This window comes from Salirhabdus salicampi (assembly GCF_024259515.1).
GTDB classification, from domain to species: Bacteria; Bacillota; Bacilli; order Bacillales; family Alkalibacillaceae; genus Salirhabdus_A; species Salirhabdus_A salicampi.
In genome coordinates this window covers 1,003,643-1,029,665 of record NZ_JANBWE010000001.1, presented here as the reverse complement: position 1 = coordinate 1,029,665, position 26,023 = coordinate 1,003,643, and the positions used below count along the sequence as shown (strand labels likewise).

The 26,023-nt window shown below is 36.7% G+C and carries 33 protein-coding genes, 2 pseudogenes and 1 riboswitch; of the genes and pseudogenes, 7 read left to right on the top strand and 28 right to left on the bottom strand.

Going from position 1 to position 26,023, the window contains the following annotated elements:
* Positions 1-238: 238 nt before the first annotated feature.
* From NLW78_RS05485 to NLW78_RS05470, 4 genes are all read right to left on the bottom strand, one after another.
* Positions 239-469 carry a TolB family protein gene (locus NLW78_RS05485; RefSeq protein WP_254495969.1) on the bottom strand — a complete coding sequence of 77 codons (231 nt, stop codon included), beginning with the start codon at positions 467-469 and terminating at the stop codon, positions 239-241.
* Entirely contained in the window at positions 466-849 is a 384-nt protein-coding gene (locus NLW78_RS05480) for a TolB family protein (RefSeq protein WP_254495968.1), read from the bottom strand. The genes NLW78_RS05485 and NLW78_RS05480 overlap by 4 nt, the downstream gene beginning before the upstream one ends.
* A complete protein-coding gene (locus NLW78_RS05475; RefSeq protein WP_254495967.1) occupies positions 846-1,547 on the bottom strand; it encodes a LysM peptidoglycan-binding domain-containing protein in 702 nt (233 codons plus the stop codon). Before NLW78_RS05475 ends, NLW78_RS05480 begins: the two co-directional genes overlap by 4 nt.
* An 80-nt stretch (positions 1,548-1,627) precedes the next feature.
* Positions 1,628-1,996, bottom strand: coding sequence for a hypothetical protein (locus NLW78_RS05470; protein ID WP_254495966.1), 369 nt, complete (start codon positions 1,994-1,996; stop codon positions 1,628-1,630).
* Between the two features lie 329 nt (positions 1,997-2,325).
* Between NLW78_RS05470 and thpD the strand changes: the two genes are divergently transcribed.
* A complete protein-coding gene (gene thpD, locus NLW78_RS05465) occupies positions 2,326-3,255 on the top strand; it encodes an ectoine hydroxylase (protein WP_254496102.1) in 930 nt (309 codons plus the stop codon).
* A 35-nt stretch (positions 3,256-3,290) separates the two neighbouring features.
* Here thpD and NLW78_RS05460 read toward each other — a convergent pair whose 3' ends face one another.
* The 4 genes from NLW78_RS05460 to NLW78_RS05445 all read right to left on the bottom strand — a co-directional run bounded on the left by NLW78_RS05460 (position 3,291) and on the right by NLW78_RS05445 (position 6,025).
* A complete protein-coding gene (locus NLW78_RS05460) occupies positions 3,291-3,830 on the bottom strand; it encodes a hypothetical protein (protein ID WP_254495965.1) in 540 nt (179 codons plus the stop codon).
* 87 nt (positions 3,831-3,917) lie between these two features.
* Positions 3,918-4,919: an LLM class flavin-dependent oxidoreductase gene (locus tag NLW78_RS05455; RefSeq protein ID WP_254495964.1), complete on the bottom strand. Its 1,002-nt coding sequence runs from the start codon at positions 4,917-4,919 to the stop codon at positions 3,918-3,920.
* 95 nt (positions 4,920-5,014) lie between these two features.
* Positions 5,015-5,419, bottom strand: a complete 405-nt coding sequence (locus NLW78_RS05450) for an HI0074 family nucleotidyltransferase substrate-binding subunit (RefSeq protein WP_254495963.1) — start codon at positions 5,417-5,419, stop codon at positions 5,015-5,017.
* 39 nt (positions 5,420-5,458) lie between these two features.
* On the bottom strand, positions 5,459-6,025 hold the full coding sequence (locus NLW78_RS05445; protein WP_254495962.1) for a flavin reductase family protein: 567 nt from the start codon (positions 6,023-6,025) through the stop codon (positions 5,459-5,461).
* A gap of 199 nt (positions 6,026-6,224) precedes the next feature.
* Between NLW78_RS05445 and NLW78_RS05440 the strand changes: the two genes are divergently transcribed.
* A complete protein-coding gene (locus NLW78_RS05440) occupies positions 6,225-7,073 on the top strand; it encodes an SDR family oxidoreductase (protein WP_254495961.1) in 849 nt (282 codons plus the stop codon).
* 82 nt (positions 7,074-7,155) lie between these two features.
* A complete protein-coding gene (locus tag NLW78_RS05435) occupies positions 7,156-8,130 on the top strand; it encodes a YbgA family protein (protein ID WP_254495960.1) in 975 nt (324 codons plus the stop codon).
* Positions 8,131-8,172: 42 nt separating this feature from the next.
* On the opposite strand, the gene NLW78_RS05430 is transcribed toward NLW78_RS05435, so the two are convergent.
* The 7 genes from NLW78_RS05430 to NLW78_RS05395 all read right to left on the bottom strand — a co-directional run bounded on the left by NLW78_RS05430 (position 8,173) and on the right by NLW78_RS05395 (position 12,246).
* Positions 8,173-8,412, bottom strand: coding sequence for a hypothetical protein (locus tag NLW78_RS05430; RefSeq protein ID WP_254495959.1), 240 nt, complete (start codon positions 8,410-8,412; stop codon positions 8,173-8,175).
* Positions 8,413-8,439: 27 nt separating this feature from the next.
* Positions 8,440-8,874 carry a glycine/sarcosine/betaine reductase selenoprotein B family protein gene (locus tag NLW78_RS05425; protein WP_254495958.1) on the bottom strand — a complete coding sequence of 145 codons (435 nt, stop codon included), beginning with the start codon at positions 8,872-8,874 and terminating at the stop codon, positions 8,440-8,442.
* A 32-nt stretch (positions 8,875-8,906) separates the two neighbouring features.
* Complete coding sequence (locus NLW78_RS05420) at positions 8,907-9,407, bottom strand: redoxin domain-containing protein (RefSeq protein WP_302328423.1); 501 nt, start codon at positions 9,405-9,407, stop codon at positions 8,907-8,909.
* Positions 9,408-9,530: 123 nt separating this feature from the next.
* Positions 9,531-10,658 carry a YeeE/YedE family protein gene (locus NLW78_RS05410; protein ID WP_254495957.1) on the bottom strand — a complete coding sequence of 376 codons (1,128 nt, stop codon included), beginning with the start codon at positions 10,656-10,658 and terminating at the stop codon, positions 9,531-9,533.
* 20 nt (positions 10,659-10,678) lie between these two features.
* Positions 10,679-10,939 carry a sulfurtransferase TusA family protein gene (locus NLW78_RS05405; protein WP_254495956.1) on the bottom strand — a complete coding sequence of 87 codons (261 nt, stop codon included), beginning with the start codon at positions 10,937-10,939 and terminating at the stop codon, positions 10,679-10,681.
* Between the two features lie 12 nt (positions 10,940-10,951).
* The gene (locus NLW78_RS05400; RefSeq protein ID WP_254495955.1) at positions 10,952-11,311 is read right to left on the bottom strand and encodes a rhodanese-like domain-containing protein; all 360 of its coding nucleotides are present in this window, start codon (positions 11,309-11,311) and stop codon (positions 10,952-10,954) included.
* A gap of 8 nt (positions 11,312-11,319) precedes the next feature.
* The gene (locus NLW78_RS05395; protein ID WP_254495954.1) at positions 11,320-12,246 is read right to left on the bottom strand and encodes a sulfurtransferase; all 927 of its coding nucleotides are present in this window, start codon (positions 12,244-12,246) and stop codon (positions 11,320-11,322) included.
* A gap of 109 nt (positions 12,247-12,355) precedes the next feature.
* Here NLW78_RS05395 and NLW78_RS05390 point away from each other — a divergent pair, with 109 nt between their 5' ends.
* Positions 12,356-13,372, top strand: coding sequence for a YVTN family beta-propeller repeat protein (locus NLW78_RS05390; RefSeq protein WP_254495953.1), 1,017 nt, complete (start codon positions 12,356-12,358; stop codon positions 13,370-13,372).
* 310 nt (positions 13,373-13,682) lie between these two features.
* Here NLW78_RS05390 and NLW78_RS05385 read toward each other — a convergent pair whose 3' ends face one another.
* Positions 13,683-13,880: a hypothetical protein gene (locus tag NLW78_RS05385; protein ID WP_254495952.1), complete on the bottom strand. Its 198-nt coding sequence runs from the start codon at positions 13,878-13,880 to the stop codon at positions 13,683-13,685.
* 79 nt (positions 13,881-13,959) lie between these two features.
* On the opposite strand from NLW78_RS05385, the gene NLW78_RS05380 reads away from it, so the two are divergent.
* On the top strand, positions 13,960-14,808 hold the full coding sequence (locus NLW78_RS05380) for a dimethylarginine dimethylaminohydrolase family protein (protein ID WP_254495951.1): 849 nt from the start codon (positions 13,960-13,962) through the stop codon (positions 14,806-14,808).
* Here NLW78_RS05380 and NLW78_RS05375 read toward each other — a convergent pair whose 3' ends face one another.
* The 6 genes and pseudogenes from NLW78_RS05375 to NLW78_RS15705 all read right to left on the bottom strand — a co-directional run.
* On the bottom strand, positions 14,809-15,045 hold the full coding sequence (locus NLW78_RS05375) for a hypothetical protein (protein ID WP_254495950.1): 237 nt from the start codon (positions 15,043-15,045) through the stop codon (positions 14,809-14,811).
* A 15-nt stretch (positions 15,046-15,060) separates the two neighbouring features.
* Complete coding sequence (locus NLW78_RS05370) at positions 15,061-15,570, bottom strand: glycine/sarcosine/betaine reductase selenoprotein B family protein (protein ID WP_302328422.1); 510 nt, start codon at positions 15,568-15,570, stop codon at positions 15,061-15,063.
* A 41-nt stretch (positions 15,571-15,611) separates the two neighbouring features.
* A complete protein-coding gene (locus tag NLW78_RS05365; protein ID WP_254495948.1) occupies positions 15,612-16,376 on the bottom strand; it encodes an NRDE family protein in 765 nt (254 codons plus the stop codon).
* A 159-nt stretch (positions 16,377-16,535) separates the two neighbouring features.
* Positions 16,536-16,802: a hypothetical protein gene (locus tag NLW78_RS05360; RefSeq protein WP_254496100.1), complete on the bottom strand. Its 267-nt coding sequence runs from the start codon at positions 16,800-16,802 to the stop codon at positions 16,536-16,538.
* 177 nt (positions 16,803-16,979) lie between these two features.
* Positions 16,980-17,300: pseudogene (locus NLW78_RS05355) on the bottom strand (TlpA disulfide reductase family protein); the annotation flags it as partial.
* A gap of 616 nt (positions 17,301-17,916) precedes the next feature.
* Positions 17,917-18,363: pseudogene (locus NLW78_RS15705) on the bottom strand (DUF5667 domain-containing protein); the annotation flags it as partial.
* Positions 18,364-18,872: 509 nt separating this feature from the next.
* Here NLW78_RS15705 and guaC point away from each other — a divergent pair.
* Positions 18,873-19,856, top strand: a complete 984-nt coding sequence (gene guaC / locus NLW78_RS05345; RefSeq protein ID WP_254495946.1) for a GMP reductase — start codon at positions 18,873-18,875, stop codon at positions 19,854-19,856.
* 104 nt (positions 19,857-19,960) lie between these two features.
* On the opposite strand, the gene NLW78_RS05340 is transcribed toward guaC, so the two are convergent.
* The 5 genes from NLW78_RS05340 to tenI are packed head-to-tail and all read right to left on the bottom strand — an operon-like array spanning position 19,961 to position 23,712.
* The gene (locus NLW78_RS05340) at positions 19,961-20,980 is read right to left on the bottom strand and encodes a thiazole biosynthesis adenylyltransferase ThiF (RefSeq protein WP_254495945.1); all 1,020 of its coding nucleotides are present in this window, start codon (positions 20,978-20,980) and stop codon (positions 19,961-19,963) included.
* Complete coding sequence (locus NLW78_RS05335) at positions 20,977-21,744, bottom strand: thiazole synthase (protein WP_254495944.1); 768 nt, start codon at positions 21,742-21,744, stop codon at positions 20,977-20,979. Before NLW78_RS05335 ends, NLW78_RS05340 begins: the two co-directional genes overlap by 4 nt.
* A gap of 2 nt (positions 21,745-21,746) precedes the next feature.
* Complete coding sequence (thiS, locus tag NLW78_RS05330; RefSeq protein WP_254495943.1) at positions 21,747-21,953, bottom strand: sulfur carrier protein ThiS; 207 nt, start codon at positions 21,951-21,953, stop codon at positions 21,747-21,749.
* 15 nt (positions 21,954-21,968) lie between these two features.
* Positions 21,969-23,093, bottom strand: a complete 1,125-nt coding sequence (gene thiO / locus NLW78_RS05325; protein ID WP_254495942.1) for a glycine oxidase ThiO — start codon at positions 23,091-23,093, stop codon at positions 21,969-21,971.
* Positions 23,083-23,712, bottom strand: a complete 630-nt coding sequence (tenI, locus tag NLW78_RS05320) for a thiazole tautomerase TenI (protein WP_254495941.1) — start codon at positions 23,710-23,712, stop codon at positions 23,083-23,085. The genes thiO and tenI overlap by 11 nt, the downstream gene beginning before the upstream one ends.
* 70 nt (positions 23,713-23,782) lie before the next feature.
* Positions 23,783-23,886: riboswitch (TPP riboswitch) on the bottom strand.
* 247 nt (positions 23,887-24,133) lie between these two features.
* On the opposite strand from tenI, the gene NLW78_RS05315 reads away from it, so the two are divergent.
* Entirely contained in the window at positions 24,134-24,796 is a 663-nt protein-coding gene (locus tag NLW78_RS05315) for a YczE/YyaS/YitT family protein (RefSeq protein WP_254495940.1), read from the top strand.
* A 39-nt stretch (positions 24,797-24,835) separates the two neighbouring features.
* On the opposite strand, the gene NLW78_RS05310 is transcribed toward NLW78_RS05315, so the two are convergent.
* Positions 24,836-25,957 (bottom strand): NAD(P)/FAD-dependent oxidoreductase, encoded by a 1,122-nt coding sequence (locus NLW78_RS05310; RefSeq protein WP_254495939.1) that lies wholly within the window; start codon positions 25,955-25,957, stop codon positions 24,836-24,838.
* Positions 25,958-26,023 lie beyond the last annotated feature (66 nt).

The window sequence follows — 26,023 nt, the reverse complement described above, 5'->3', positions numbered from 1 at the left end:
ATCCCATCTCTTCAAATTAAGATGGAAAGAAAAAGGGAAAGATGGATATCGTGTAACAGTCTATTCTAGATGTGTGTGACCACATGTGCTTTACAATTTAAAGATGTTCGAGGTGCAGTTTAAATGTGTCTGGGTCTTTTAAGCTTGAGGAGTGGGCGACCATTGTAATGATGTAATACGACCTCCTCTTATTAATTGTTTAGGTGCCGGGTGATCTACATCTATATACCATACTTCACTACCATAGGTAGGGTTGACCTTTACAACCGGATATATAAACAATTTTTTTGCTATCAGTTGACCATGAAACAGGTGTTGCAAAACAATCAGAAATAGACAACGTACGGTCATGCTCTCCGTTTCTTTTTGAAATTCGAATGAGGGAAAAGTACCCACGATCTGGAAATGCTGTCGCACTGTAAGCAATATTTAATGAATCGGGGGACCATTCTGGGTAATAATTTTTCACAAGAGGCCCTCCGGGTATTTCGAATAACTGATTTGTCCAGAGATCAATTGTTTGGATCCTGGCGTTGTATATAAGACATACCGACCATCAGGAGAGAGTCGCACGTGATTTAGTGGTCCTTGTTGATTATTCGTAATTTGTTGTTTTCCTGAACCGTTTATATTGATACGAAATAATTGACTTAATCCCCTTTCATCTGGAGCTTCATACAGTAGTTGTGTACCATTTGGAAACCATTGAACATTTCGAGGCACCCTTTGATGAATTGTTAATACTTTATGTGTTGCCGTATTATATATCACAATTTGATTTTGTTTCGTATAAGCTACATGTTGATTATCAGGAGACCAGTCTAACGTATGCACTTCACCCTTAGTCACTTAGCTACATTTCGTGTTACGTAATCCAAGATATACGATATATAATGTTTCCCAACAAAGGCAATTTTTTGACTGTCGGGAGACCAATAAGGTACTGAGAATGAATCTCCTAATCCTTTTGTAAGTTGTTTATGTCGTCCATTTCGCGGTTTATAACTCCAAATGTCATAATGCCCAGTTCGGTTCGTTGTATATGCAATCACTCCCTCATCATCACCTGGGGGTACATGTGGGATAGTAAGCCTCATGCCAGGAAAAATTGTGTTTGACGGAATTTGATTTATTTGTTGTATCAGTTCAGGTCTTATTTGACCAGTTGTTATAACATTGAATCTTTTTGCTATTTCATACAAAGTGTCGCCTCGTTGAACGACGTAATACGAAACACCAGGTGGTATATATAACAGTTGCTCAGGATAAATTGTAAATGGGTATTGGAGATTGTTTACTTCAATAATGGTTGAGGTGGGGATTCCATAGAAATGCGCGATTCGGAAAATAGAATCACCAGGTTTGACTCGGTATAATGTAACACCAGGGGGAATGGCGAGTTGTTGACCAACGTAGATCGTATACGGTGGAATTAAATTGTTAGAAGCAATAATGGTTTCAATAGGAAGTTCCCATTTTTTGGCGATTTGATAGATAGTGTCTCCTTGTCTAACCGTATAAAAGAGCTGTGATGGAAAATCTAACATAAAAAATCTCCTCCTTTTGCCTATAATATTCAAGATACAAAAGGAGGTTCAGCGGTGAGTGCATTATAGTACTCCAATAATTACGGTGTAAATAATTCCTTCATTTCGTCCGGCACCTTTTTCACGTTAACAATTTGATATTCTTCATTATCCTCTAAGTTGCGGACAAATTCTATTAAAAGCATTTCTCCATTATCGAAAGTTAATAGTTCAAATGTTTGATATCTTGTACCTGTTGTCGTTATGTTCTGTAACTCTTTAAAAGTAATGTTTGAGATACTGACCTCTTGCTCATAAAATAATGCTTTAAAACCATCGTAATGATCAATATTCATTTGGTGTTTCATTAGTGTAGAAGCATTTGTAGGTGTGTCTGGCTCTAGCAATTTTTCATTATTACAACTAAATAAAATGAAAATGAAAGGTATCATAACAATTATATTTCTCATATAAACTCCTCTAATTAAATTCTTTCGTTAATACCAATGACATAATTTCCCTTATTATAAGGTAATATACGATAATTGTATACTAACCACTCATTATCGAAGTTTTCTCCTTTTTCCCGTTTGTATTCCTTTTGACAACCAATTCAGGGTGCTTACACGAGATATGGGCCGCAAAATTAGATAAGTTGAAATTACACTTACGTAATGAACTGTCAGTCAATTACATCGCCATACATTCATTGTTGGCAGAGTTGTTTAACGGTTGCTAAAGCAATATACTGAACTTGCCAAAAAATTTTGGTCAATTCTAACAAAGGGGTGAATGAATGATGGAAGATGTATATCCTTCTCGAGTAAAAGGTAAACCTACAATTTTGGAAAGGAAAGATCCAGTAATTCACAACTCCACAGAAAAAGATGGACCACTAGATCGAAACACACTTCAATCATACGAAGAAAATGGTTATTTATTTTTACCCAACCTCTTTTCAAAAGAAGAAGTAGAAGTATTACAAAGAGAATTGGACCGCAACATGAATGAAAACAAATCTGTTAACGAACCTCATGTCGTGAAAGAAGCGCAAAGTGATGAAATTCGTTCCGTTTTTGATGTACACAATAATGATGAATTTTTCCAAAATCTTTCTACACATGAGCGAATCGTAAACATCGCCCAACAATTATTAGGGAGCCAGGTTTACATAAACCAGTCTCGTATTAATTTTAAACCTGGCTTTAAAGGGAAAGATTTTTATTGGCATTCTGACTTTGAGACATGGCATATGGAAGACGGGATGCCTCGTATGAGAGCTGTTAGTTGTAGCATTATTTTAACAGACAACCACGATTATAACGGGCCGTTATTATTAATCCCAGGATCACATAAATACTATATTCAATGTGTAGGAGAAACACCAGAAAATCATTTCGAACAATCTTTAAAAATGCAAAATATAGGTGTTCCTGACCACGATAGTATTAATTGGTTACTAGAAAAAGGCGGTAAAATTGATAGTGCAACAGGGCCCGCCGGTTCTGTCTTGTTCTTTGAATGTAATACGATGCACGGTTCTAATAGCAATATATCCCCACTACCAAGAAGTAATGTTTTCTTCGTATTCAATAGTATTGAAAATAAACTTGTAGATCCATTTGCAAACATTTCACCTCGACCAGAATTTATCGCAAATCGTAAAAATATAAAGCCAATTTCTCCTCAATCTATTAACTTAACGAAAAAAACATTTGCATTATCATAAATAAAAACATAAGCCCAACATATAAAAATGTTGGGCTATTTAATACTGTTCTTTATTTCTCTTAGTTCGAGTAAGACGTCTTGAAACTGATCTTCATCAAGTTCAAATTTTATATAGTAATTACCATCGTAACCTCTACTCCATTTTATCGATTTCATCATAGTCCCCCTAACCAATAATATTTTTTCTGATAATTTGTTGATTTCATCATTTGTAAGAGGGTTTTGCTTACCGTTTATCGCATTAACTATACCGTAAAATTCCACATCAAAATTGCGTAAATAGTAAAAAAGAGAAGACTTATAAATGGTAGATAATTCTTGTGTAAAATCGGGTTGACGCTTTGTGATTAACTTCTGAATTAACTGTTCATTCCTTTCGTTTACAGACACTGTTTCTAATAACATCGATAAATGTTCGAGTTTGTTTAACCGATCACTGAATTCGTTTGCAAATAAAGTATCTTCTACATTTGAGATTTGTTTTTTATGACTATAGAAGACTATGCTTAGTGAAATTACTAAAGCAATAATGGTTAAACAGAGAAGATAAATTGTATATTTATGATTTTTCATAGCACTATTCCCCCCCCATACAATTCGCCTCTCCACTCTTTCTACAAAAATGAGCACTTTTCCTGTTCAGGAAAAGTGCTCACCATTTTAATGTCCATCAACAATTTCTTTGAATATTTCATATGAACGTTTTTGTTTAGAAGGTTCATACATATACGTTACAGCCATAATCTCGTCAACGTTAAATTGATTTTGGAAATCAATTAGCTGTTGCCTGACTGTCTCTTTACTTCCTTTAAACGTTACACTCGTCATTGAATTGACCATATTTTTTTCCGAATAGTTCCATATTTCATCCATATGTTCAACAGGTGGGCTTAGTGGCGTTCTGGAGCCTCTTACAACATTTAAGAAAAATTGCTGCATCGTTGTTAATTCTCGCTCTGCTTCTTCATCCGTTTCACATGCAATGACATTAGCCCCAATGATTACATAAGGTGTCTCTAAATACTCAGAAGGTTGAAAATGCTTACGATATAAAGCAATTGCATCAGCCATATATGTAGGGGCAAAGTGTGATGCGAATGAATACGGTAGTCCGAGCTTACCAGCAAGGATTGCAGACTCAGTTGAAGAACCAAGAATATAAATTGGCACATGTAAGCCTACACCTGGAAAAGCTTTCACATAGCTTTGTTTTTCTTCAGGTCCAAAATAAGTAAGAAGTGCTTTTACGTCTTCCGGGAATGTATGAACCGAGTCACTCTTCGCTCTTCGTAAAGCACTTGCAGTAACCATATCAGTACCAGGAGCTCGGCCAAGACCGAGATCTAAACGGTCTGGATAAATCGTCGCCATCGTACCGAATTGCTCTGCCACTACCAGCGGGGAGTGGTTTGGTAGCATAATTCCGCCTGAACCTACCCGAATATGTTCTGTATGCTCTAACGTATGCTTGATTAAGATGGCTGTTGCTGAACTTACTAATGTTGGAGTGTTATGGTGTTCTGCAATCCAGTAACGTGTATACCCCATCTTTTCAACTGATTGAGCTAAATCGACCATAGCATCTATCGCATCTTTTGGCTGCTGTCCTTGACGTAGAGGGGCTAAGTTCAAAGCCGAAACAGGTATTTCTATATTTGACATTGTTTAAAGTCCTTTCATAGTTGGAATTTCAATACCATTTTATCAGTTTGATTCTACGAGAAAAACTATACTGCCTGAAGGTAAAATTGATCCCGTTAAAAGTTCGCCCTTAGCTTTTCATACAACTCATTTAACATCGGCACATAATGATCATGTACTTCCTGGGCTAATTCTTTTGATAATTTCTCATGATAAATATACATAGGCAGGTTCCGTCTATTATGAGCTTTAAACCACGGACGCTGTTCTTCTATGACTCCCAACTTTGTCATTTCCTTCACAGCTTCTCTATAGGTATCTACATGAATGTTTTTCGCTTCTAAGTAGGCATGTAAAACTTTTTTACTATGTTCCATTGCCATCTCAAAATAATGTATATATCCTGCTCTTTCAATGTCACGATCTAACGTAGTACGATTATATTTTTTTAAAATCATTAAAACCTTGTCAAAATTATCGAATAATTGTTTCCAGCGAATTTCTTTTGATGCGGTATCCATCTCTCTCCCCCCAATTTGTTACCCGACTTATAAAACATGTTAATCTTTATCTATTATTTGACGTGACACAAAATCACTTTCTCGATTGACACTCGTATACAAAGAATGTCCAATGTATAAAGGTATTGAAAGTTTATCAAAGTTTGGCAATCCACCTTCTGTAAATACTTCATTGTCTCGATAAAATTGTACGATACCCCCTACAAACCAATCGTGGTCACCATATGTATTTCGGTCTATCGTCTCACATTCATAAGCAATATAGGCATCTTTTAATATAGGAGAATTCGTCACTTCGCCCTTGAAATACTCCATCTCTCCCTTTTTAAATTTGTTTACATTTATACCGGAGTAGACTCCAGCCTGTTGGATAAATTTGGCCCTTTCAAACGGAAGGAAATTAATAGCAAATGTACCTGCTTCCTTTATTAATTTATATGTATAGCGTTCTCTTCCAATCGCAACTCCATAAATAGGAGGGTCATACGAGATATATGAATGCCATCCTGCTGCCATAATATTATTTTCTTCTTTACTGGTTACAGTCACGAGAGCTACCATACCTGGATAGCTGTGCATCACTTGTTGATCAATTGCTTCAATCATGGAGTTCCTCCTAACATTACATTAATTTTTCTCGTTGTAGTAGAGTCTGCACGTATTGCTATTTTAACATAATTCCCCATATATATTTCTGTTGAATTGTATATATAAAATTGATTTCCCCGTCTTAAAACAAAAACGAAAAATAAGAAGGATTTCTTTCATGTTAAAATGAACCTATAAAATTCGTTGGAGGATTGCTATGAAATTCAAAATAAAGGAGAAACGTGTTGCCCTAATTACAGGTACTTCTAGTGGATTTGGTTTACTTACAAGTATTGCGCTTGCGAAGGAAGGATATTTTGTATGTGCAACAATGCGTGATATAACCAAACAGAAATCATTATTACAAGCAGCATTTAAGGAGGATGTTCGTGAATCAATTAAGGTTATCCCATTAGACGTTACTGATTCCAATAATATTCGTACCGTTGTTGGTGACATTTTGAAACAATATGGAACGATTGATGTGTTAGTTAATAACGCCGGATTTGCACAAGGTGGTTTTACTGAAGAAATCACAATGGAAAAATGGCGTAAACAATTTGATGTAAATGTATTCGGATTAATTGAAGTAACGAAAGCTGTCTTACCATCTATGAGAGATCGGAAACAAGGGAAAATCATTAATATCAGCAGTATAAGTGGCCAAATTGGTTTCCCAGCTATGGCACCATATGCGGCATCAAAGTTTGCGGTTGAAGGGTTTAGTGAATCCCTCCGGTTGGAACTCCGTTCAAAAGGTATTCATGTCGTCTTAATCGAGCCTGGATCCTACAAAACGAACATTTGGTCAAAGGGATTAGAGTCGGTCAAAATACAAAAAGACTCACATTATGAAAAAGAGATAAAGTCAATATTTAATCGAGTCAAAAATACTGCCGATAATGCTTCTCCCCCTGATGAAGTGATAAACAAAATTGTACAAGTAGCAAACCATCCCGCTCCGAGTTTTCGGTATCCCATAGGAAGAGGAGTTTCATTTGCAATTAAACTGAAACAATCATTACCTTGGAGAGTATGGGAACGAATGATTACGAAAAAGTTATAGTCTTCCGCCACCCCGAGTTCATGATTTCTCCTCCTTTGGGGAAAATATGGGGAAACATAGAACATCCTTTTGGAGGAATACGATGGGAGACTTCACAAAGCCAGTTGTAGTAGTTAGTAAATGTCTTGAATTCGGCGCTTGTCGATATAACGGAGATATGTTAAGTGACTCGACAATTTCGAAATTAAAAGACCATGTGACATTCCGGCCCGTTTGTCCAGAAGTAGAAATTGGACTTGGTGTACCACGGGAGACAATTCGTCTGGTGAAAGAAGATTTTTATAAACCTCGTTTAATGCAGCCATCAACGAGAGAAGATTTAACTGAGAAGATGAACAAATTTTCAATGGAATATGTTTCGTCCTTAAAGAATGATATAGATGGGTTTATTTTAAAAGGTCGTTCCCCTACTTGCGGGATTCGCGATGCGAAAGTGTATGCCAAATTTGAAAAATCACCTGTTGTTGAAAAAACGAGTGGATTGTTTGCTTCCCATATACTAAATGCATACCCGTCCATTGTTGTTGAAGAAGAAGGCCGGTTAAAAAATTTCATCATACGAGAACATTTTTTTACAAAGTTGTTTACATTGAGCGAGTTTCGACGCATAAGAACAGCAAATTCTGTAGAACGTTTAAAACATTTTCATCATAAACATCATTATTTATTTATCGCATATAACCAAACCCAATACAAAAAATTAAAACAACTTATTGCCCGACAAACAGAACAGACAGAACAACTTTTTCATCAGTATGAACAAGGTTTATTACAACTCTTTCAAAAAGCACCCCGTTACACATCTAATGTAAAGGTGTGTAAAATGATTTTTCATAAATTTAAGCATCTGTTAATAGATAAGGAACAGCATTTTTTTGCCGATCATCTCACACAATATAGTGAAAAGAGGATACCATTAAGTACAATAACATCACTGCTAAAGTCCTGGTTAATTCGATTTGGTGAAACAAAGCTCTTGGAACAAAGTTATTTTAACCCGTATCCTAATCAATTAATTGAAATTAGTGATTCAGGAAAAGGACGGGACTATAATTAAATACTTACATAACAAAAAGGACAAGCAATTGCTTGTCCTTTTTTAATACGTTGGAAAATGTGCTTCATGAATATTACCAGGTTCTTGTCTTTCTGGTAATTCGAAAAGTGCAGCCTCTAACACTTTTCGTTGTGTTTCTTTGTCGTTTGGCTTTCCTAAGGAATGGCCAAACTCAAACCCTTTCGGATGTATGGCACGGGGAGGTCTCATCAACCCTGACTGTTCAACATCTAATGTAATGAGGGTTGTCGGGATCCCTTGTGCCTCAATTCCACGTTGCACTGTAACTACAGTGCGGTGACAAAGAGGTCAGCCAGCTGTTAACAAAACAGCATCCGCCTTTGAGCGAACGACCTCTTTTACAAGGGCCGGAATCGTTTCCTTATTAATTTTATTTAACCGCATGGAATAGCCCATCATCGTTAAATGTTTTTCTGCGACTCCGCCAATATCTCCATCATCAACCATTTCCCTTAACCGATCAATTGGGAATACGCAATTAATATCTTCTTTAGGTGCATCAGTATTATAATGCTCCTTCGGTGCCGCATGTGTTACGGTTAAATCATTTGCATCTACATCTCCTGGAATGACGCGAAATGTTGAATCACCTTCAGATGGTTCTGTATTGTAAGGTTCTTGATTTTTCAAGTGAACACCAGAAGTGGAAACAATCATTATTGTTGATTCATGCAAAGGCTTACCCATTGGTGTATAAGGAATTGCTTTTCTTGAAAGTTCCATACCAAACCTCCTTCCACAAATGAGGCATTGAATTACAGTTTACGTAAAACATCAAACAATTCTTCATTGTCTGGTTGTCTATCAATTGGATGTACGTCAATAAACTGTACAATACCTTCTTTGTCAATAATAAAGAGGGCACGTTCAGACGCTCCATATGCTGGTTCGTCTTTATTTTTCCGTAGGACACCATATTTTTCTGACACTTCTCCATGAGGATAAAAGTCAGCGCACAACGGGTATGAAATTCCACCAAGTGATTTTTGCCATGCTTCGTGACTATGTACACTGTCAACACTTATACCCAGAACCTGGGTATCAAAGTCTTCAAAACGAGGTAAATCATCCTCGTATGAAGGCATTTGCGCTCCTCAGACAGGTGTCCAATCCAGAGGATAAAAACATAAAAATACATTTTTAGAGCCTCTGTATTCACTTAACGTAACCATTCGGTCACCATGGGCTTTCAACGTAAAATCTGGTGCTTGATCGCCCACTTTGAGTGTACTTGTTTCTGTAGCTCCTTGAGGCATACTTACTCCCCTTTCTAAGTTTTAAATTGTGTCAATTACAGTATCGTCCACTTCCATCATTTTTAACCGTCGATAACAAAAAAACCTGAATTCTGTATACACAGAATCAGGTTTAAATAATTTTTACATATTCTCATCAAAGTCAAAATCCATTTTTTGGAATAATAACAAAGGCATTTTAAAAATGTAGGCTGTTGCAATAAAGACTCCAATAACCATTCCAAAGATGACAATAATACTACTTAGTGACATCCCTCCAACTCCGGGGATGATATTCGCAATGTTACATCCTGGTGCGATTCTGGATGCAACGCCCATAAGTAATCCGCCTCCAATAGCATATGGTAATCTAGAAGCTTTAGGTTTACGGATTTTGAAACTTTTACTTAATAGTGCTGAAACAAAGGCACCAAAAATCATGAAGATAATAAGTGTTTCTTCTGGTCCAATTCCAATCACCGGAAAATCAGCAAACATTCCATTTAAATACGTATTTTGTAAGATAAAGTCTTCGCCAAAAACGAAGGATAACAGCACACTTGCTATACGTGTTTCTGGACCTGTAATACTTAAAGAAGACATGACTACGAATTGAACTGTTGCAATGATACCTATGAGAACAGCAACGAATCTAATATCCCAATGACTCTTTGTAAAAGGATTTCCTTTTACATCTTGTATGGAGTCTTTTATTCCACTGGCAATGCCTTTCCAACCGAATTGTCGTACAGCAAGCAAAAGCATTATACCAACAATTAATAAAGGAAGTAGCAAAAATGGCAAGTTTAATTGATATAAGCTATATCCTTGATCTGTTACTAAAAGTGGCTCTATTGCACTTTGTGCCCATGGGTTATAAATAAACGCAAATAATATATTTCCTATCATCATACAAGCAATGACAATCCAAAACTGGATATATCCCATACCAGCACGATATAAGGCACCGGAAGCACAGCTACCTGCAATTGTCATGCCAATTCCGAATAAAACTCCACCAATTAAATTAGAAAATCCAACGGGAACGGTCCATAGTTTTTCAACAGTAGCAAGCCCTAACGTGAGTACGAGTCCCCAACCGACTAAAGCCGTAGCAATAAGAACGAGAACCCCTTTCCCGATTCGACTATCTCGAACGCTAATCCAGTCTCTTATTGAGGCTGTAAAACAGAAATCTGCTTTTTGAAGTAGAAAGCCATACAAAAAACCAAAAATACTAGCAAGAATAAACATATCTATTATAAAGAACATGTTGATCTAATCCTCCGCTGTTACAGCTTTTTCAAGTATATTTTATACTCGCCGTTTTCAGAAACAATTCCGAGCACTTCTGCAATTTTATTCATTTTCACAGCAGCTGGAATTGTTTTTGTAGCTATAGAATGATCTGTGACTTCTACGACTACCTCACCAGGTTTTGCTTTCTTCAAAGCCTTTAAAGCAATATTTAAAGTATGTGGACAAACTTCTCCAATTCCGTCCACTAAATGGTCTGGTTCAATAACTGATAATTCTTCTTTTGTTAAAGCCATTATGATTCCTCCTCAATAAATCTCTTTTACTTCCTTCACAATATTTTCTTCGCCTACTGCAATCTCTCCGTCCCATACGAGCATTCCACCAGCGTAATTTTTCACATTTTTAATACCATTCATTTGGAAGAATTTCGACGTCTCATGGCTTCTTCGTCCGCTTCTGCACACTAATACATAGGAACGGTCCTTTTCGAACTCATCAACTACGTCTACAATTTCACTCATTGGAATGAGAGGTAGACCAGGAATGTGCCCAGCCACATATTCTTCATGTTCACGAATATCAATGACGATCGTTTCATCGTCACGTAAAGCTTCTTTTAATTCATCTACATCAATTTGTATGACACCTTCGTTTTCGTAAGCCATTTCATCACCTACTTTTCAATTTTTGCTTCTGGAGTATTCCCATACTCAGCCCAAGAACCTTCATACGGCATAATAGAATCATAACCTAAAAGCCTTAATGTGAAGTACGTGTGAGCACCTCGCACGTTAGTTTGGCAATAAGGGATAACGGTTTTATCCTTAGTTACACCTTTACTTTCATATAACTCCGTTAAATCTTCGAAAGATTTGAAGGTAGGTACACCATCCACTTCCGTAATGGCTTCACTCCATTCTATATGAACAGCATTCGGAACGTGCCCTCCACGCTCAGCACGAACATCTTCACCATTGTACTCTCCCTCAGATCTCGTATCAAGAATAACTATGTTTTCATCTTCAATTGCTTCTTTTATACCACCAATATCACAAGCTAAATCTTCGTTTGCCGTTGGTTCGAAATCCCCTACTACAATTTCCGGAGTTTCTGTGGAGACATCATTTCCTGAATGTAACCATGCTGTGAATCCACCATTATAAATTTTAACATCTTGATGTCCGTAATACTCTAGTGCATAAAACAAGCGTGCTGCACTTAAACTTGAACCGTCATCATAAATGACAATCGTATCATTCACATTAATTCCGATTTCCTGCATTTTTGTTGCGAAACCTTCAGGTGGTAACAAGACGCCATCAAATTCATTGTCTGGATCAGCAATTTCTGGCCAAGTAATGTTTGCTGCACCTGGAATATGTCCACCTTCATAACCTTCTGCGCGCATATCTACAAAATGTACATTTTCATCATTTAAATTCTCAACTACCCACTCTGTATCTACTAACAACTCAGCATTGGGATAAGTTGTTTCTTCTTTATTATTGTTTGAATCGCCCTCTTTACTTGTTTCTTGTTGAGAACATGCAATTAATGAGATTGATAAAATAATAGAAAGCAAAACTCCTAGTTTATTCAACTTTACTTCCTCCCTAAGATGTATTATAGTTTTTGTTACAAAAACATACTACTCTTATTCCGATAAGATTACAAGGAATTAATACTAAAAATTATGGAGGAATTGTGAAATGCTTAAATATAAAAGTATCCTACTAGGATTTATCGCCTTTATTTTAACAGGTTGTGCAATGATTTCAAAGGACGAAGCCGCTTTAAGAGAAGAAGCTGGAAAGTTAACGAAGGTTCAATTTTACGTACCAAGTGAAACTGATAATCAAATTACGATTATTGATATACAAGAAAGTCAACCAGTAGGTACAATTAAGACTAGTGAAAAGCCAACAAACATTGTATTTGATAGTACAATGCGAACAGCATATGTAGCCAATCAAAATAGCAGTACTATTGGGATTATTAATACTCAAACGTTGGAACAGGAAAAAGAAATCGAAGTAGGGCCTCTACCACATGGATTAGCACTTAGCAAAAATAACCAGACATTATATGTGACTACTGTTGGGGACCAATATGTAGAAGTGATTGATATAAAAACAGAAGAGGTAGTGAGTAAAATTGATTTAGGTGATGGCGCCAAATCAAATTATATAGCGCTTGGTAATAAAAATCTTTTTGTTACTGACCATGAGAATGGGAAAGTGTTTGTCATTGATATAGAAAACGAGACAGTTACTCATACAATGAAAACCGGGAAAGTACCAAGAGTGCTTAGACTTAATGAAGATGGTTCAAGATTGTATGTTGCAGCTAGCGGATCTAATCAGTTAGAAATTTATGACACAGTAACTTTTGAGGAAATATCTACTGTACCTTTAAATGGAAACGCAACAGACTTCGTCATTTCTGAAAACGAAACGGTAGCCGTCATTACAGAACAAGAAAGTAACCAAGTGGAAATTGTAAACTTAGAAACGAATGAAGTTGTTCAAACTATTGAGGAATTGCCAGGTGCAAAGCATATATCCTTTAATCGTAAAGAGACGAAGGCTTATGTAACATTAGGAGCTACAAATAAAGTGAGTGTAATAGACATGGAAACATTAAATATTACAGAAGACATTAAAGTAGGTCACTCACCACACGGAATTGAAATAAAGGCTCTTCCTGGTATAGGAGGAAGCTGTTAACGATAACATATAAAATGAAACGCCCCTTTACTCTAGGGGCGTTTCATTTTATATGTCATTACTTGAGATGAATTATGTGTTAATCAAACACTATCTTTTAACTGCCAATAGAAATACGAGGGAGACCATAATACAGCCAGTATTCTTTCATTATAGAAACACCCACAAAGGAAACTAACTGTATATCAATACCCTTTAAAAAGAGAATCCCCTCCCCTAACTGTGATACATAATTATATGTTTATATAAGATTGTCTCATACATGTAACAGTAGTTAGGGATAAACAAACAGGACAAGATGTTCTCATTCTCAAATTAATATCACAGTCTTTAGCGACTGTTCTCTCTTTACACGACCAATAAAATCCTTTATTAACTGCATCATTATTGGATCGTTTTCCTTTACGTCTGTATAATTTCTCATTAAATGTTTCCCTATATCATTAGCTAATTTACCGTGGTTTGCCATAAAATGTATGAAACCTTCAAACTTATGTATGTATATCATACAGTTCTTCTCACCTTTTTATACTAATTTGTACATCATAGTAAATACTAAATGAAGTGTAGTATAGGAGGAGATATAAATGGAAAGCCAATACAAGTCAAAAACTGTAGTTTATAGTGAGTATGGCGTATTAAAACGAGTAATCCTTTGTCAACCGCAATACATGACGATTCGTGAGGTTATCAATGACACGCAAAAAAAATTTAAGGATGAAGGGATTCATATTGAAAAAGCTTTAGATCAACATCGAGCTTTTGTAAAGGAATTGAATAACCGTAATGTAGAAACCATTCTGTTACCATATCATAAGAAGTTCCCTGAACAGGTATTTACACGGGATATCGGTTTCACATTAGGACAAACAACTTTTGTAGCTGAGATGGGTCATAAGGTACGTAAAGGTGAAGAGGATGTATTGAGGCAATGGTTAGAAGATGAAGAGTTACCTTATTATAATTTAATTGGGGATAAGATTGAGGGCGGCGATGTAATTATTGACCAAGATACGATATATGTTGGGTTAAGTAATCGTACAAACCAAGCTGCGGTAGACCACCTACAAACCTTATTGCCAAAATTTAAAGTTAAAGCTATACCATTTAAGGAAAAATATTTACATTTAGATTGTGTCTTTAATGTTGTCTCTCCTGAGGTGGCTATTATATACCCAGAAGCGCTTACGCAAGAAGATATTGATTTATTTAGTTCCCGTTATGAATTAATCAAGGTAACAAAAGAAGAACAGTTTACATTGGGAACTAATGTGCTTTGTATTGGAAATAATCAAATATTTAGTTTACCTGTTAATAAAAATGTAAATCAACAATTACGTGAAAAAGGATTCGATGTGATTGAAGTAGATATAACTGAAATTATTAAGTCAGGTGGTTCTTTCCGTTGTTGCACTCTTCCCCTCTTAAGACAATGATCATTCAATCCTATATTTCGAAACATTTTTAGATGGATGCTTTAAAAGGTTCAGTAATTGTAGAAGAACTGATCTTCTTGTACTGCTATCAAACGGCTCACCACAAGGTTTTCCTAGTTGAAAGGGAACGTGTAATGATCTAGGTACACCAACCTTGTCGGTAACCTCTGGAAGTAAAGTAATCATAGCAGTAGAAATTCCTTCTTGCTCTAAAGCTCGGGCATACAGCCCGAGCACATGATGACATGCACCTCAGCCAGGAAGCAAAAGGGTCGCGTCCACTTGATCCTCTTTTAATATTTGAGTAACTTTAGGTATTGACTCCTTTTCAACAAGATGAGTATCTAAAATACCTCCATTTAAACCGATGTTTCGTTCTGCTAATGATCCAATAATTCCATCTTTTCTTAACTGTTGAAGTTGTTTAATTGGGAATACAATGGAAGAGTCAATTTTTGCATACTTCGTATCGTAATAAATGTGTGTCACAGATAATTCGTTCTCTGTAGCGTCACTAGGTATTGTCCTAATTGAATGGTCCCCTTTCGGATTATCAATATCAAATGGTTTGTCGTCTTTTTTATGAACACCAGCTGTAGAAATAAGTGCTATTTTGCACTCTTCTAAAGGTTTCATTAAAGGTGATACTCTTATTGATTCATGCTTTTTTACGCTGGTAACTGTTACATTTTTATAAAAATTAGGAAAATATTTAGAAAGGGTTATAATGAATTTGGACTTTATCTTCGTCTTTAACTTCATAGAATTTTGCACTCCCTCATAAAACAATTTCAAACTAAACATCAAGTCTCATTTATGTAAAAAGTAAAGTTTCGGTCTTTGTACTTCTCACCTTCAAACGTTCTTTCGGTAAACTGAATTTGTTTATCCGTTATAAATAATAATGTTGAAGCTCTTGTTCCATAGGTATCGGTTTTAATAAATATAGGTGATAGTTTACGCTCCCACTCTAACGGTATACCGGTTTGTGGTAATTGTTCATCAGGAGGGGATTCGGCACGTTGAAGACTAGAAAATAAACAATCTTCCATGACACTGTTTGAACATTTTAAGCATCTTTCCAGTCCTTTTTTCCCTTTTATAACTTTTGGCCAAGGACTGTTAATAAAATGATTGCTCAGACCATAAATTCCTGGTTCTAAAGTATAAATGGTATCATTAATATTGGAGTAATAATAAAGACCGTTATGATCTCCAACGAGTAAGTTAAAACCCGGATATTGTCCCTTTCGCATTTGGACTTTTTCTAAATATGAAACAGGAGTCTCATCATCCATTAAAAAGTCCTTCACCAATTCTCCTCTCGACCGTTTGGTTGCTTGTTTCTCCTCCCCGTTCCGATAATTTGTAAGCGCTGCAAATTTACCTTGTTTCGTTACGCCCATCCACGTTCCCATTCTGTGCAAATCTCTCCCTGCAAGTATATGTGGTGCGTCATCCCAATACTGCGCTGGAGCAGTCGGTCTTTCATAAAATTCATCTCTGTTCGCCGCAACTATTAAGTTGTATTTTTTATGTGCTTTATACGCAAATGTTATTAAACACATGTTAACTATCTCCTTATATTAAATTGACTTTAATATTATATTCAAAGACCTATCTATAATTGTAGTATCTGTTCATAAAGAAAATATAAGAGAAAATATTTCGGATTGACTCTATCTAATAAGATAAAGAACCTTCACATAATATGTGAAGGCTCTCGGTTATTTAGGTATAGTGTTTTTTGTCGTTCCAGGTATTACACATCCATCAGGTCCGCAGACAAGGTCTCCTTTTAGGGCCTCCTCCTCCGCTCTTTCCTTTTGTAGTTGTTTTTGCTGCCATTCCGTATCGATAGTCGGGGAAAACTTTTCCGGATATCGGATGTACCAACGCTGTTTTCTAATTAAAAAGTTGTTAGTATCTAACAGGAGAGCCTCGTCTAATTCTTTTAATGCTTTTTCTTTTTGTCCATTTTTGGCATATTCCATGCCTAGTTTAAACTTCGTTTCAGAAAGCTGTTTTTCGATTTCACTTACATCTGTTTTCGGTTCATAATATTGGTCATCGAATGTAACTTTTTCTACATCACCACGAATTAATTGTTTAACAGCCTGAACATGTTCTTCGTTCGTAACGTGGAAGCCTTGTTTAATTAACCTTATTGTCCCTTCTTTATCAATAAAAATAGCATTCGGTACAATTTTAAAGCCAAATAAATTTGCGAATACGTTTTCAGAATCTATAACCGTTGTAAATGACTGGTTTTCAGCATAAGGTTTTGCTACTTCAGCTCCTTGTATATCAACTGAAACAGATAAAATTTCAAATTCTTCGTCTTTATATTTGTCATAAATTTTCTGCCATCCTGGCAGTTGTTCACGACAACGTCACCAAGAAGCCCACATAAAAATTAGTGTGTTTTTTCCTTTATAATCATTAATAGATACTTGTTCCCCTTCAAGATTAGGTAAAGTAATATCCTTCATTTTTGTTAATAGCATCGAATCCCTCCCTATTTTTTTATTTTACTAGCAATTTTTATGTTACTCAAATTAAATGTATTATGAAAAAGCGTATCCATAAGATACACTTTTCCCATTAACCATCGTCCTCTTCGTGCTCTTCTTCCTCTTCATGTTGTTCTTCTTTTTCATATTCTCGTTCTTTCTCTTCTTCCTTTTTACGCTCGTTTTTCTTCTCGCCCTTTTCCTTTCCTTTTTTCTCACCTGAAGCTCTCTCTTCCTTCCCTTCTTTTTTGGCATTACTTTTGTTTTTCTTTTCATTCTTTACATGTTCGTTTTCTTTTTCTTTTACTTCATTCATTTCTTCCTCGAACTCTTCTTGATCTTCATCAATTTCTTCTTCTAATTCCTGTAAGTCATCCTCTAGGTCCTCAATGTCCTCATCGTTACCATTTGCTTTTTTCTTATCAATTTTCTCTTGTAATTCATTAATTTTATTTAATTTTTTTGACATACGTTCAAACGACTTTTCTACGTTTTTAGCTAAAGCCTCTCTCGCTTTTGGATTTTCAACTTTCTCCATGGCTAGTAAAAGTGCTGACGTATTTTTCGTGATTTTATCTTCTAAAGATCTTTTTACATCTGAAGTTGGACTGTCTGCTACTTTTTCATCTGTAGCCCGGTCACTATAATCCAAAGCTAACTCTTGACTTTCTAATGCTTTCGCTAAACTTTCTGCTGCAAGTTCAGTATTCCCTTTCTCAATTAGCGCATTTGCTTCTGCAACTCTTTTCTCGGCGAATTCAGCCAATAATTGCGCTTGTTTTACGTCATCAAAAGTGAGAGCAAGCTGAATCTTTTCAGTAGCCACTTTAACAAAATAAAAGAAGTTATCTGGGAGAAGTCCTGGAGATTCAGTAACTTCATCTTCTGTCTCCTCAACTATCGTTTCATCAGTAACATCTTCCTCTGCAGGATCGGTTGTAGTTTCATCTGGAGTACTCTCTGGTGAAGTGGCTTCATCCTCAGAGACTGTCTCTGTCGGGGGTTGTTCTGTAGCATCCTCTTCAGCAAAAATTGGACCCATTCCTCCTCCGATAAGTACTGAAGAAATTAAAACTCCACCCATCATAATTTTTATCCCTCTAACTCGTAAATTAGAAAACCTTTGTTTCACATATCCTATTGCTATTTTGTCAATGTCTTTCCCTGTAGACTCAGATATTTTCCCTAATTCTTCGGAAAATTCCTCTAAGCCTTCGTTCGGCTTTATGTAAAGAATAATATCATATACATCCCCGTCTTTTTTCAATTCATGCTTTTGTATAAACACCGAAATACCTCCTCATTTCTATTGTCACCGTTAACTTTCCCATTTTATATGTGTGTATGTAAGGTGAACGATCATAACACGAAGTAAACATCTTATGAATAAAGAGGCCGGGTCCATGCGTTAGTCCATTTTTAGTTTTTTTATAATAAATAGTTAGCAATATCGTAAATCCTTTGACATCTGATGATATATCATGTAAATTACATATGTACGAACAATAATTACAATTGATTAATAAATATTCGTGTTTAGGGGTGCTAACCATGGAAAATGTGTTTGATTATGAGGATATTCAATTAATTCCGGCTAAGTGTGTTGTCAATAGTCGCTCAGAATGTGATACAACTGTAGAACTCGGTGGTTATACATTTAAATTGCCGGTTGTACCTGCCAATATGCAAACCATTATTGATGAAAATATAGCTATGTTTTTAGCCGAAAACGGTTACTTTTATGTAATGCACCGTTTTCAACCAGAGACCCGTATAAACTTTATTAAGGATATGAGGGCACGAAATCTAATTTCTTCAATAAGTGTAGGGGTAAAGGAAGAGGAGTATGCATTTGTAGAACAATTAGCTTCCGAAAAACTTGTGCCTGAATTTATTACGATCGATATAGCTCATGGACATTCAAATGCAGTAATTCAAATGATTCAGCATATTAAGAAGCATCTACCTGAAAGCTTTGTTATTGCAGGGAATGTAGGAACTCCAGAAGCAGTTCGAGAACTAGAAAATGCAGGTGCAGATGCCACAAAAGTTGGTATTGGACCAGGAAAAGTATGTATAACAAAAATTAAAACAGGATTTGGTACCGGAGGGTGGCAACTAGCTGCTTTACGTTGGTGTGCAAAGGCTGCAAGCAAACCGATTATAGCAGATGGGGGTATTCGTACACACGGCGACATCGCAAAGTCCATACGCTTTGGAGCTACAATGGTGATGATTGGTTCACTATTTGCAGGTCATGAAGAGTCTCCCGGGGAAACGATCGAAAAGGATGGGAAACTGTATAAGGAGTACTTCGGTTCGGCATCCGAGTTCCAAAAAGGTGAAAAGAAAAATGTTGAGGGCAAAAAAATGTACGTTGAACACAAAGGTTCTTTAAAGGATACTTTGACAGAAATGGAGCAAGATCTTCAATCTTCTATTTCATATGCTGGTGGCAAAAGATTGGATGCAATCCGCAACGTTGATTATGTCGTTGTGAAAAACTCAATTTTTAATGGAGATAAAGTATATTAATCTAATAAAAGGTGAGCTGGATTTCCAGCCCACCTTTTAAGTCTTTTTACCAATAACAGTCGTGATATGTAGTACCCCACAATTATAATAATGAACATTTATGATTATCCAATATAACGATGATATATCGATTTTGCTTCACTGATGTTATTTGTTCCATGTACTAATGTACGTCCATCTTGAAACACGACGATTCGGTAATCTTCTATTGTACATGACAGTAGATGTGAATTATATTGTGTTTCTTCGTCTAACTTTGTTAACGTTTTTGCTAATTCAGATAAAGTGCGCGTTCTCTTTTTTGCTGGACGTATTTGCACGGTATCTCTTCCACATAAAACTGCAGTCTTCATTTGATTCTCATATGTTAGGAAGGGATACGTTCGATTCGAACCACACGAAGAACAACTATCTTTTTTTAGTTTATCTACTTGTACACCCGATTGTTGATTTTTCCATAAATCAAACGAAATAAGCTTTCGACGTAAAGCCTTCGTATCCCCTATTAGAATTTTTAACGCTTCCGTAACTTGGTAGGATACAACCATTTGTACAGCAGGGCTAATTATTCCAACCGTATCACACGTAGCCCCCTCAAACGGCATTGAATCTAGTAAACACTGTAAACAAGGAGTTTCACCTGGTAGTATTGTATAGCTAATTCCATAACTACCTACACAAGCTCCATAAATCCATGGAATTCGGTATTTTTGTGAAATGTCATTGATAATCATACGAATATCAAAATTATCAGTCGCATCAATAATGATATCAACTTCCGAAACCAGTTGTTCCATTTCTTCGACTGTAATATCCATCACAAGTGATTCAATATGAACGTCAGAATTAACTTGTTCCAGGCGTTGTTGGGCTGCTATAGCCTTCGGCATTTTTTGCTTCGCGTCCTCCTCGCAATACAATTGCTGTCGCTGTAGATTACTCCACTCTACGTAATCCCTATCAGCAATTATTACCTTACCAGTACCTGCACGAACTAATGCTTCTGCACTTCCTGTTCCTAGCGCTCCTGCACCGACAATGAGCACTGTTTTATTTTGAATCTCCTGTTGTCCATCTTCACCAATAGGAGTAAATCGCTCTTGACGAGAATATCGATTGGTCAAATCGTGCTCATTCCTTCCATTGGGCTACTAGCCGTTCCATAATGTTTTTTTGGTATTCGACCTGCTTCGTATCCAAGTCTGCCTGCTGTAATGGCTAACTTCATAGCTTCTGCCATTTTAACAGGATCGGACGCATTCGAAACGGCTGTATTTAATAACACTCCATCAGCTCCTAATTCCATAGCCTTTGTTGCATCAGAAGGTGCACCAATACCAGCATCTACAATGACGGGGACATTGGCCTGTTCGATAATAAAACGTAAATTTAATGGGTTAATTATTCCTTGCCCTGAGCCTATTGGCGATGCACCTGGCATGATAGCGTGGCAGCCGAGATCTTCTAATCTCTTTGCTAATAACACATCATCTGAGGTATAAGGCAATACAATAAAACCTTCTTTCAATAACTCTTCGGATGCTTTCAATGTTTCTACTGGATCAGGAAGGAGTGTTTTTTCACATCCAATGACTTCAACTTTTACCATATCGCACAGTCCTGATGCCTTCGCCAATTTCGCTGTACGAACGGCTTCTTCGGCAGTCTTTGCTCCAGCTGTATTCGGTAATAACGTATACTTTTCGATATCTAGTTGTTCTAAAAAGTTTGGTTGATGAGATGCAAAAATATTCATACGTCTTACAGAAAACGTTAAAATTTCCGCTTCCGAAACATCTACTGCTTCCTTTTGAACACGAAAATTCGGATATTTACCTGTTCCTAATAAAAGTCTAGATTGAAATTCATATGGTCCAATTTTCAGCATGATTATCCTCCTCCGACAAAATGTAATATTTCAATTTGGTCATGATCCTTAAGTTGTTGTTCCTCATAATTCGCCTTTTCTATAATTCTTCCATTCACTTCAATGATGGTAACCTTTCCCTCAACATCAAAATGCTCTAACAAACGATAAACATTATTCACGTCTGCAGGTATTTCGAGTTGGTCGCCATTTACCTGTATAATCAACATCATCACCTCCTTTATTTAGTGTGTCTCTACCATTGTGCGTGAAGGTGAAACACCTTGAACATCAACTTTTGGGATTCTTCCTGTTATCAAATCAGTTATGATTACTCCTGTTATCGGAGATAGTAAAATGCCGTTTCGATAATGACCTGTTGCAACTAGTAAATTTTGAATAGTTGGATGAGTGCCAATGTAAGGTAGTCCATCATTTGTTTTGGGACGAATACCAGCCCATGCCTTTTCCCATTCAGCATTTATAATACAAGGAATTAACTTCCTCGCTTTATCCATTAATTGTTCAACACCAGCATAAGAAACAGATTCACTAAACGTGTTTGGTTTTACAGTTGCACCAACAATTGTACGCCCACCCTTTTTCGGAACGATGTAGCAGCCACTCGTAAATACAGTGGAAGATAATAAAGGTTGATGAGTTATAACTGAAAAACATTCACCTTTTACTGGAGACGTTTTCATTTCCAACCCTGTTCCCATAAGTAATTGTTGAGTCCAAGGCCCTCCAGCAGCAATAACGTAATCACTATAATAATCCCCTTCACTCGTCTGAACACCAGTGACAGTGTTATCCGTTACATGAAAGGAATAAACACTACAATGCTCTTTAATCTCAGCACCAAGATAGGCTGCAGATTTTGCTAAACCATATGCTAATGCCGGGGCAGAAACTTGGTTGTCTTTTTCGATAAATATAGCTCCCTTTATATCTGTCGAGAGGTTTGGCTCTTTAGCTATCGTTTCTCGTTTGTCTAACCAATGAATTTGTTCTCCATTTTGTTGTTGGATAAGGACCTGCCGTTTAAATTCAACCTTTTCTTCATCTGATAATGCAACTTTCAACATACCTTTTTCAATTAACTCAATATCGATGCCACTACATTCCTTAATCTCTTTCGCTAAACTCGAGAACATTTGTCTACTTTCCTTAGCTAACGGGAAAATCGGATCATTATGCTTTAACTCTGAATGTGCAGCTAACATACCCGCAGCAGCACTAGATGCTTTAGTTGCTAATCGATTTTGTTCTACTAATAATACACGCTTCCTTTCCTTTGATAGATAGTAGGCTACCGCAGCACCAATCACTCCCCCACCTACTACAATGGCATCATACTTATTTCCCACTCTCCCATCCCTCCCAATTAACAATTTCTCTTTTATAATGCTGTACTGCATCCAGTGGATCATTAGCCAAAAATACCTTTGACATTACAGCGATACCAGCAGCTCCACAATCTAATACCGCTTTCACATCATCTGGCTTAATCCCCCCAATAGCCATAACAGGTTTCGAAACAGTGCTAGTCATATACTGCAAATTTTTCACTCCTTTTGGAGGAAGGTTTCGCTTACAGTTCGTGGGAAAAATGTGGCCATACAAGAGAAAATCAGCTCCTTCCTCCTCAGCTATCCTTGCTTCATCAGTTGAGTGAACAGAAGCTCCGATACGTAATTCAGGAAATGATTCTTTTACTTTACGAACTGGAAGAGCATGATTGGGCAGCTGCACCCCCTTCACTCCCAACACTTGTGCAAGATCTACACGGTCATTAATCATTAGTTTTGATAATGGAATTCGTTGATTTAAAAGTTGGTTTATTAAGTCATATATTTCTTTAGCCGACCTATGCTTCTCTCTTAAATGAATGTAATCAACATACGGGTGTATTTTCTTTATAATATCTATCAGTTGTTGATCATCTTGTGTTCCTGTCGTTACAACATGTAGTTCCCTTTTTTTCACCTTAGACCTCCTAAACAAAAAAACCACCCATGCGTATGGGTGGTTTGTAATTAGGGTTATGTTATAACATTTCCTAAACATTCCACTTCCCTACGCTGGCACTAACCAGATCAGGTTCGAAGGGTCCGAATAATTCGTCTCAGTCTTTATTGAAAGACTCCCCTAGTGTTTTATATATATATATTTGTAACTTTAGTATAATATAACATCTTCTATGAAATCTGCCAATCTTTCATAAAAAAAGACATTGAAAACGATTAATTATCTATCGTTTTCTAGCAAAATTCATCATTATCACTCAAAATTACGATATAATTTAAAATATATCACTATATCTCATTTTTCCTTTATATTCCCTCTTTTTTCGTTCTTTTTTTACGTGTTATATTTTACGGACGGAATTTTTTGGAGGTATTCACCATTGTTTTTATACCGTATTTTCTTGTATCTTATTGGGATGTTTATAAATTTTTTAGGTGTAACGTTAATCGTAAAGTCAGCTTTAGGTGCAGGCGTTTGGTCCGCGTTTTTTGTGAGTATATCCGATGTCATGGGAATGACTGTCGGATTTTGGTATGGAGCATTCCAAGTATTCTTTATTTTCGTAAATGCTCAATTACTAGGAATTCGACCCGATTGGGGTGCAGTTATCCCCTTAATATTAGAAGCAGTCATTTTTGATTTCTGGTTAGAAGTTGTATTTCATTCATTGTATTTGCACAATGCTACACTATTAACAAAGCTATCTGTTTTTCTACTAGGAATAACGTTATTAGGTTTAGGGGTAGCGGTTTACATTTTACCAGGCTTCTCAAAAGCCCCAATAGATCAACTGTTTTTATCAATAAGCGAGAAATTTCAATGGAGTGTGCGGAAATCACAAACCGCGTTGGCAGTTGTAGTATTCGGTATAGCTACCTTGTTAAAGGGACCAGTTGGTTTAGGAACTGTAATTGCCACATTATTAATGGGGCCGATGATTCAGTTTTGGCAAGGGAAAGTTCAAAACTGGTATAATCCTTCTACTTCTATTCGAGAAGTTTTTCTCGGCCCTGAGCATGCACACCATATAATAGAAGAATAACAAAGGGAGAGCACCGAATGAACGCTCTCCCAGCTTACTTTATTCAAGTCTAATAGCATTTCTTACATCGTAATCTTTAAAATCAATATGTGTTTCCTCACCTAGTGCTAATTTAGCAAGTTGATCTCCAATATATGGGCCACTCGTTAAACCAGAAGCACCAAGACCATTTGCTACGATAAGTCCTTCGAATCGAGGTATGGAACCTAAAACAGGTAATGAGTTCGGTGTATAAGGACGAAAGCCGACTTTTGTTTCCAAATAAGTGGTATTAGCTATCCCGGGAGCTACACGTAGCGCTTTATCCAAAATCGTGTGAATCCCATGGGCTGTCACTTCATCATCAAAATGAACATTATCTTCATATGTAGTTCCTACGACAACGCGTCCATTTTTGAACGTCAGCATGTATTGATTATATGGAGGCATAACAACCGGCCACTTACTCGTATCAGTGTTCGGGACTTGCAGGTGAACGATTTGAGCTTTTTGAGAAGTAACGTTAAATTTTACGCCAAGTGGCTCAACCAACTCTTTAGCCCATGCTCCACCAGTCACGATCACGCGGTCAGCAAAATACTTCTGATTATTGACGTAAACACCAGTAATGGTGTCTTTTTCCTTCATTAATGAAGCATTTCCGTATACTATGGAAGCTCCATACTTTTTCGCACTACGAATAAGGGCATAGCATATCTCACTTCCGTTCACACGGGCCCCCCCACTAATATGTACGGACGCATAGTCATCCGATAGCAATGGGAAAAGTTCCTTCGTTTCCTTTACAGAAAGCTTTGTCACTTCCCCCATTTCTGGAGTGCTTTTCTGTCGCTCCTTTGCAAGTTCCACCTTTTTATGTAAACGGTCTTCTCCTGAAAATATATTAATAGCACCTACTTGAGAATACCCTGTTTCTGTTTCTCCAACAGCCTCAAGTTCCTCGACTAGTTTCGGATAAAATTTAGCACCCTCAGTTACAAGGCGATACCACGGCTTGTTGCTCCGGTTCGTTAACCAAGGGCAAATAATTCCTGCACCGGCTTTTGTAGCTTGTCCGGAGTCATTTCGGTCTATTAATGTAACACGCGCTCCTCGTTTTGCTAGATGATACGCAGTTGATGCCCCAAGAATTCCCGCTCCTACAACGATGTATGTATTCATGTAAACACCTTTCGTGTATGTATTTCTTCTTTAGCCATTTTAACAGGAATATATGTAACGACACAA

Coding starts and splice junctions, on each gene's coding strand:
- NLW78_RS05475 (WP_254495967.1), bottom strand. CDS start 1,547: ATGTTAGATTTTCCATCACAGCTCTTTTATACGGTTAGACAAGGAGAC.
- NLW78_RS05470 (WP_254495966.1), bottom strand. CDS start 1,996: ATGAGAAATATAATTGTTATGATACCTTTCATTTTCATTTTATTTAGT.
- thpD (WP_254496102.1), top strand. CDS start 2,326: ATGGAAGATGTATATCCTTCTCGAGTAAAAGGTAAACCTACAATTTTG.
- NLW78_RS05460 (WP_254495965.1), bottom strand. CDS start 3,830: ATGAAAAATCATAAATATACAATTTATCTTCTCTGTTTAACCATTATT.
- NLW78_RS05455 (WP_254495964.1), bottom strand. CDS start 4,919: ATGTCAAATATAGAAATACCTGTTTCGGCTTTGAACTTAGCCCCTCTA.
- NLW78_RS05450 (WP_254495963.1), bottom strand. CDS start 5,419: ATGGATACCGCATCAAAAGAAATTCGCTGGAAACAATTATTCGATAAT.
- NLW78_RS05445 (WP_254495962.1), bottom strand. CDS start 6,025: ATGATTGAAGCAATTGATCAACAAGTGATGCACAGCTATCCAGGTATG.
- NLW78_RS05440 (WP_254495961.1), top strand. CDS start 6,225: ATGAAATTCAAAATAAAGGAGAAACGTGTTGCCCTAATTACAGGTACT.
- NLW78_RS05435 (WP_254495960.1), top strand. CDS start 7,156: ATGGGAGACTTCACAAAGCCAGTTGTAGTAGTTAGTAAATGTCTTGAA.
- NLW78_RS05425 (WP_254495958.1), bottom strand. CDS start 8,874: ATGGAACTTTCAAGAAAAGCAATTCCTTATACACCAATGGGTAAGCCT.
- NLW78_RS05410 (WP_254495957.1), bottom strand. CDS start 10,658: ATGTTCTTTATAATAGATATGTTTATTCTTGCTAGTATTTTTGGTTTT.
- NLW78_RS05405 (WP_254495956.1), bottom strand. CDS start 10,939: ATGGCTTTAACAAAAGAAGAATTATCAGTTATTGAACCAGACCATTTA.
- NLW78_RS05400 (WP_254495955.1), bottom strand. CDS start 11,311: ATGGCTTACGAAAACGAAGGTGTCATACAAATTGATGTAGATGAATTA.
- NLW78_RS05390 (WP_254495953.1), top strand. CDS start 12,356: ATGCTTAAATATAAAAGTATCCTACTAGGATTTATCGCCTTTATTTTA.
- NLW78_RS05385 (WP_254495952.1), bottom strand. CDS start 13,880: ATGATATACATACATAAGTTTGAAGGTTTCATACATTTTATGGCAAAC.
- NLW78_RS05380 (WP_254495951.1), top strand. CDS start 13,960: ATGGAAAGCCAATACAAGTCAAAAACTGTAGTTTATAGTGAGTATGGC.
- NLW78_RS05370 (WP_302328422.1), bottom strand. CDS start 15,570: ATGAAGTTAAAGACGAAGATAAAGTCCAAATTCATTATAACCCTTTCT.
- NLW78_RS05365 (WP_254495948.1), bottom strand. CDS start 16,376: ATGTGTTTAATAACATTTGCGTATAAAGCACATAAAAAATACAACTTA.
- NLW78_RS05360 (WP_254496100.1), bottom strand. CDS start 16,802: ATGGAATATGCCAAAAATGGACAAAAAGAAAAAGCATTAAAAGAATTA.
- guaC (WP_254495946.1), top strand. CDS start 18,873: ATGGAAAATGTGTTTGATTATGAGGATATTCAATTAATTCCGGCTAAG.
- NLW78_RS05335 (WP_254495944.1), bottom strand. CDS start 21,744: ATGCTGAAAATTGGACCATATGAATTTCAATCTAGACTTTTATTAGGA.
- thiS (WP_254495943.1), bottom strand. CDS start 21,953: ATGTTGATTATACAGGTAAATGGCGACCAACTCGAAATACCTGCAGAC.
- NLW78_RS05310 (WP_254495939.1), bottom strand. CDS start 25,957: ATGAATACATACATCGTTGTAGGAGCGGGAATTCTTGGGGCATCAACT.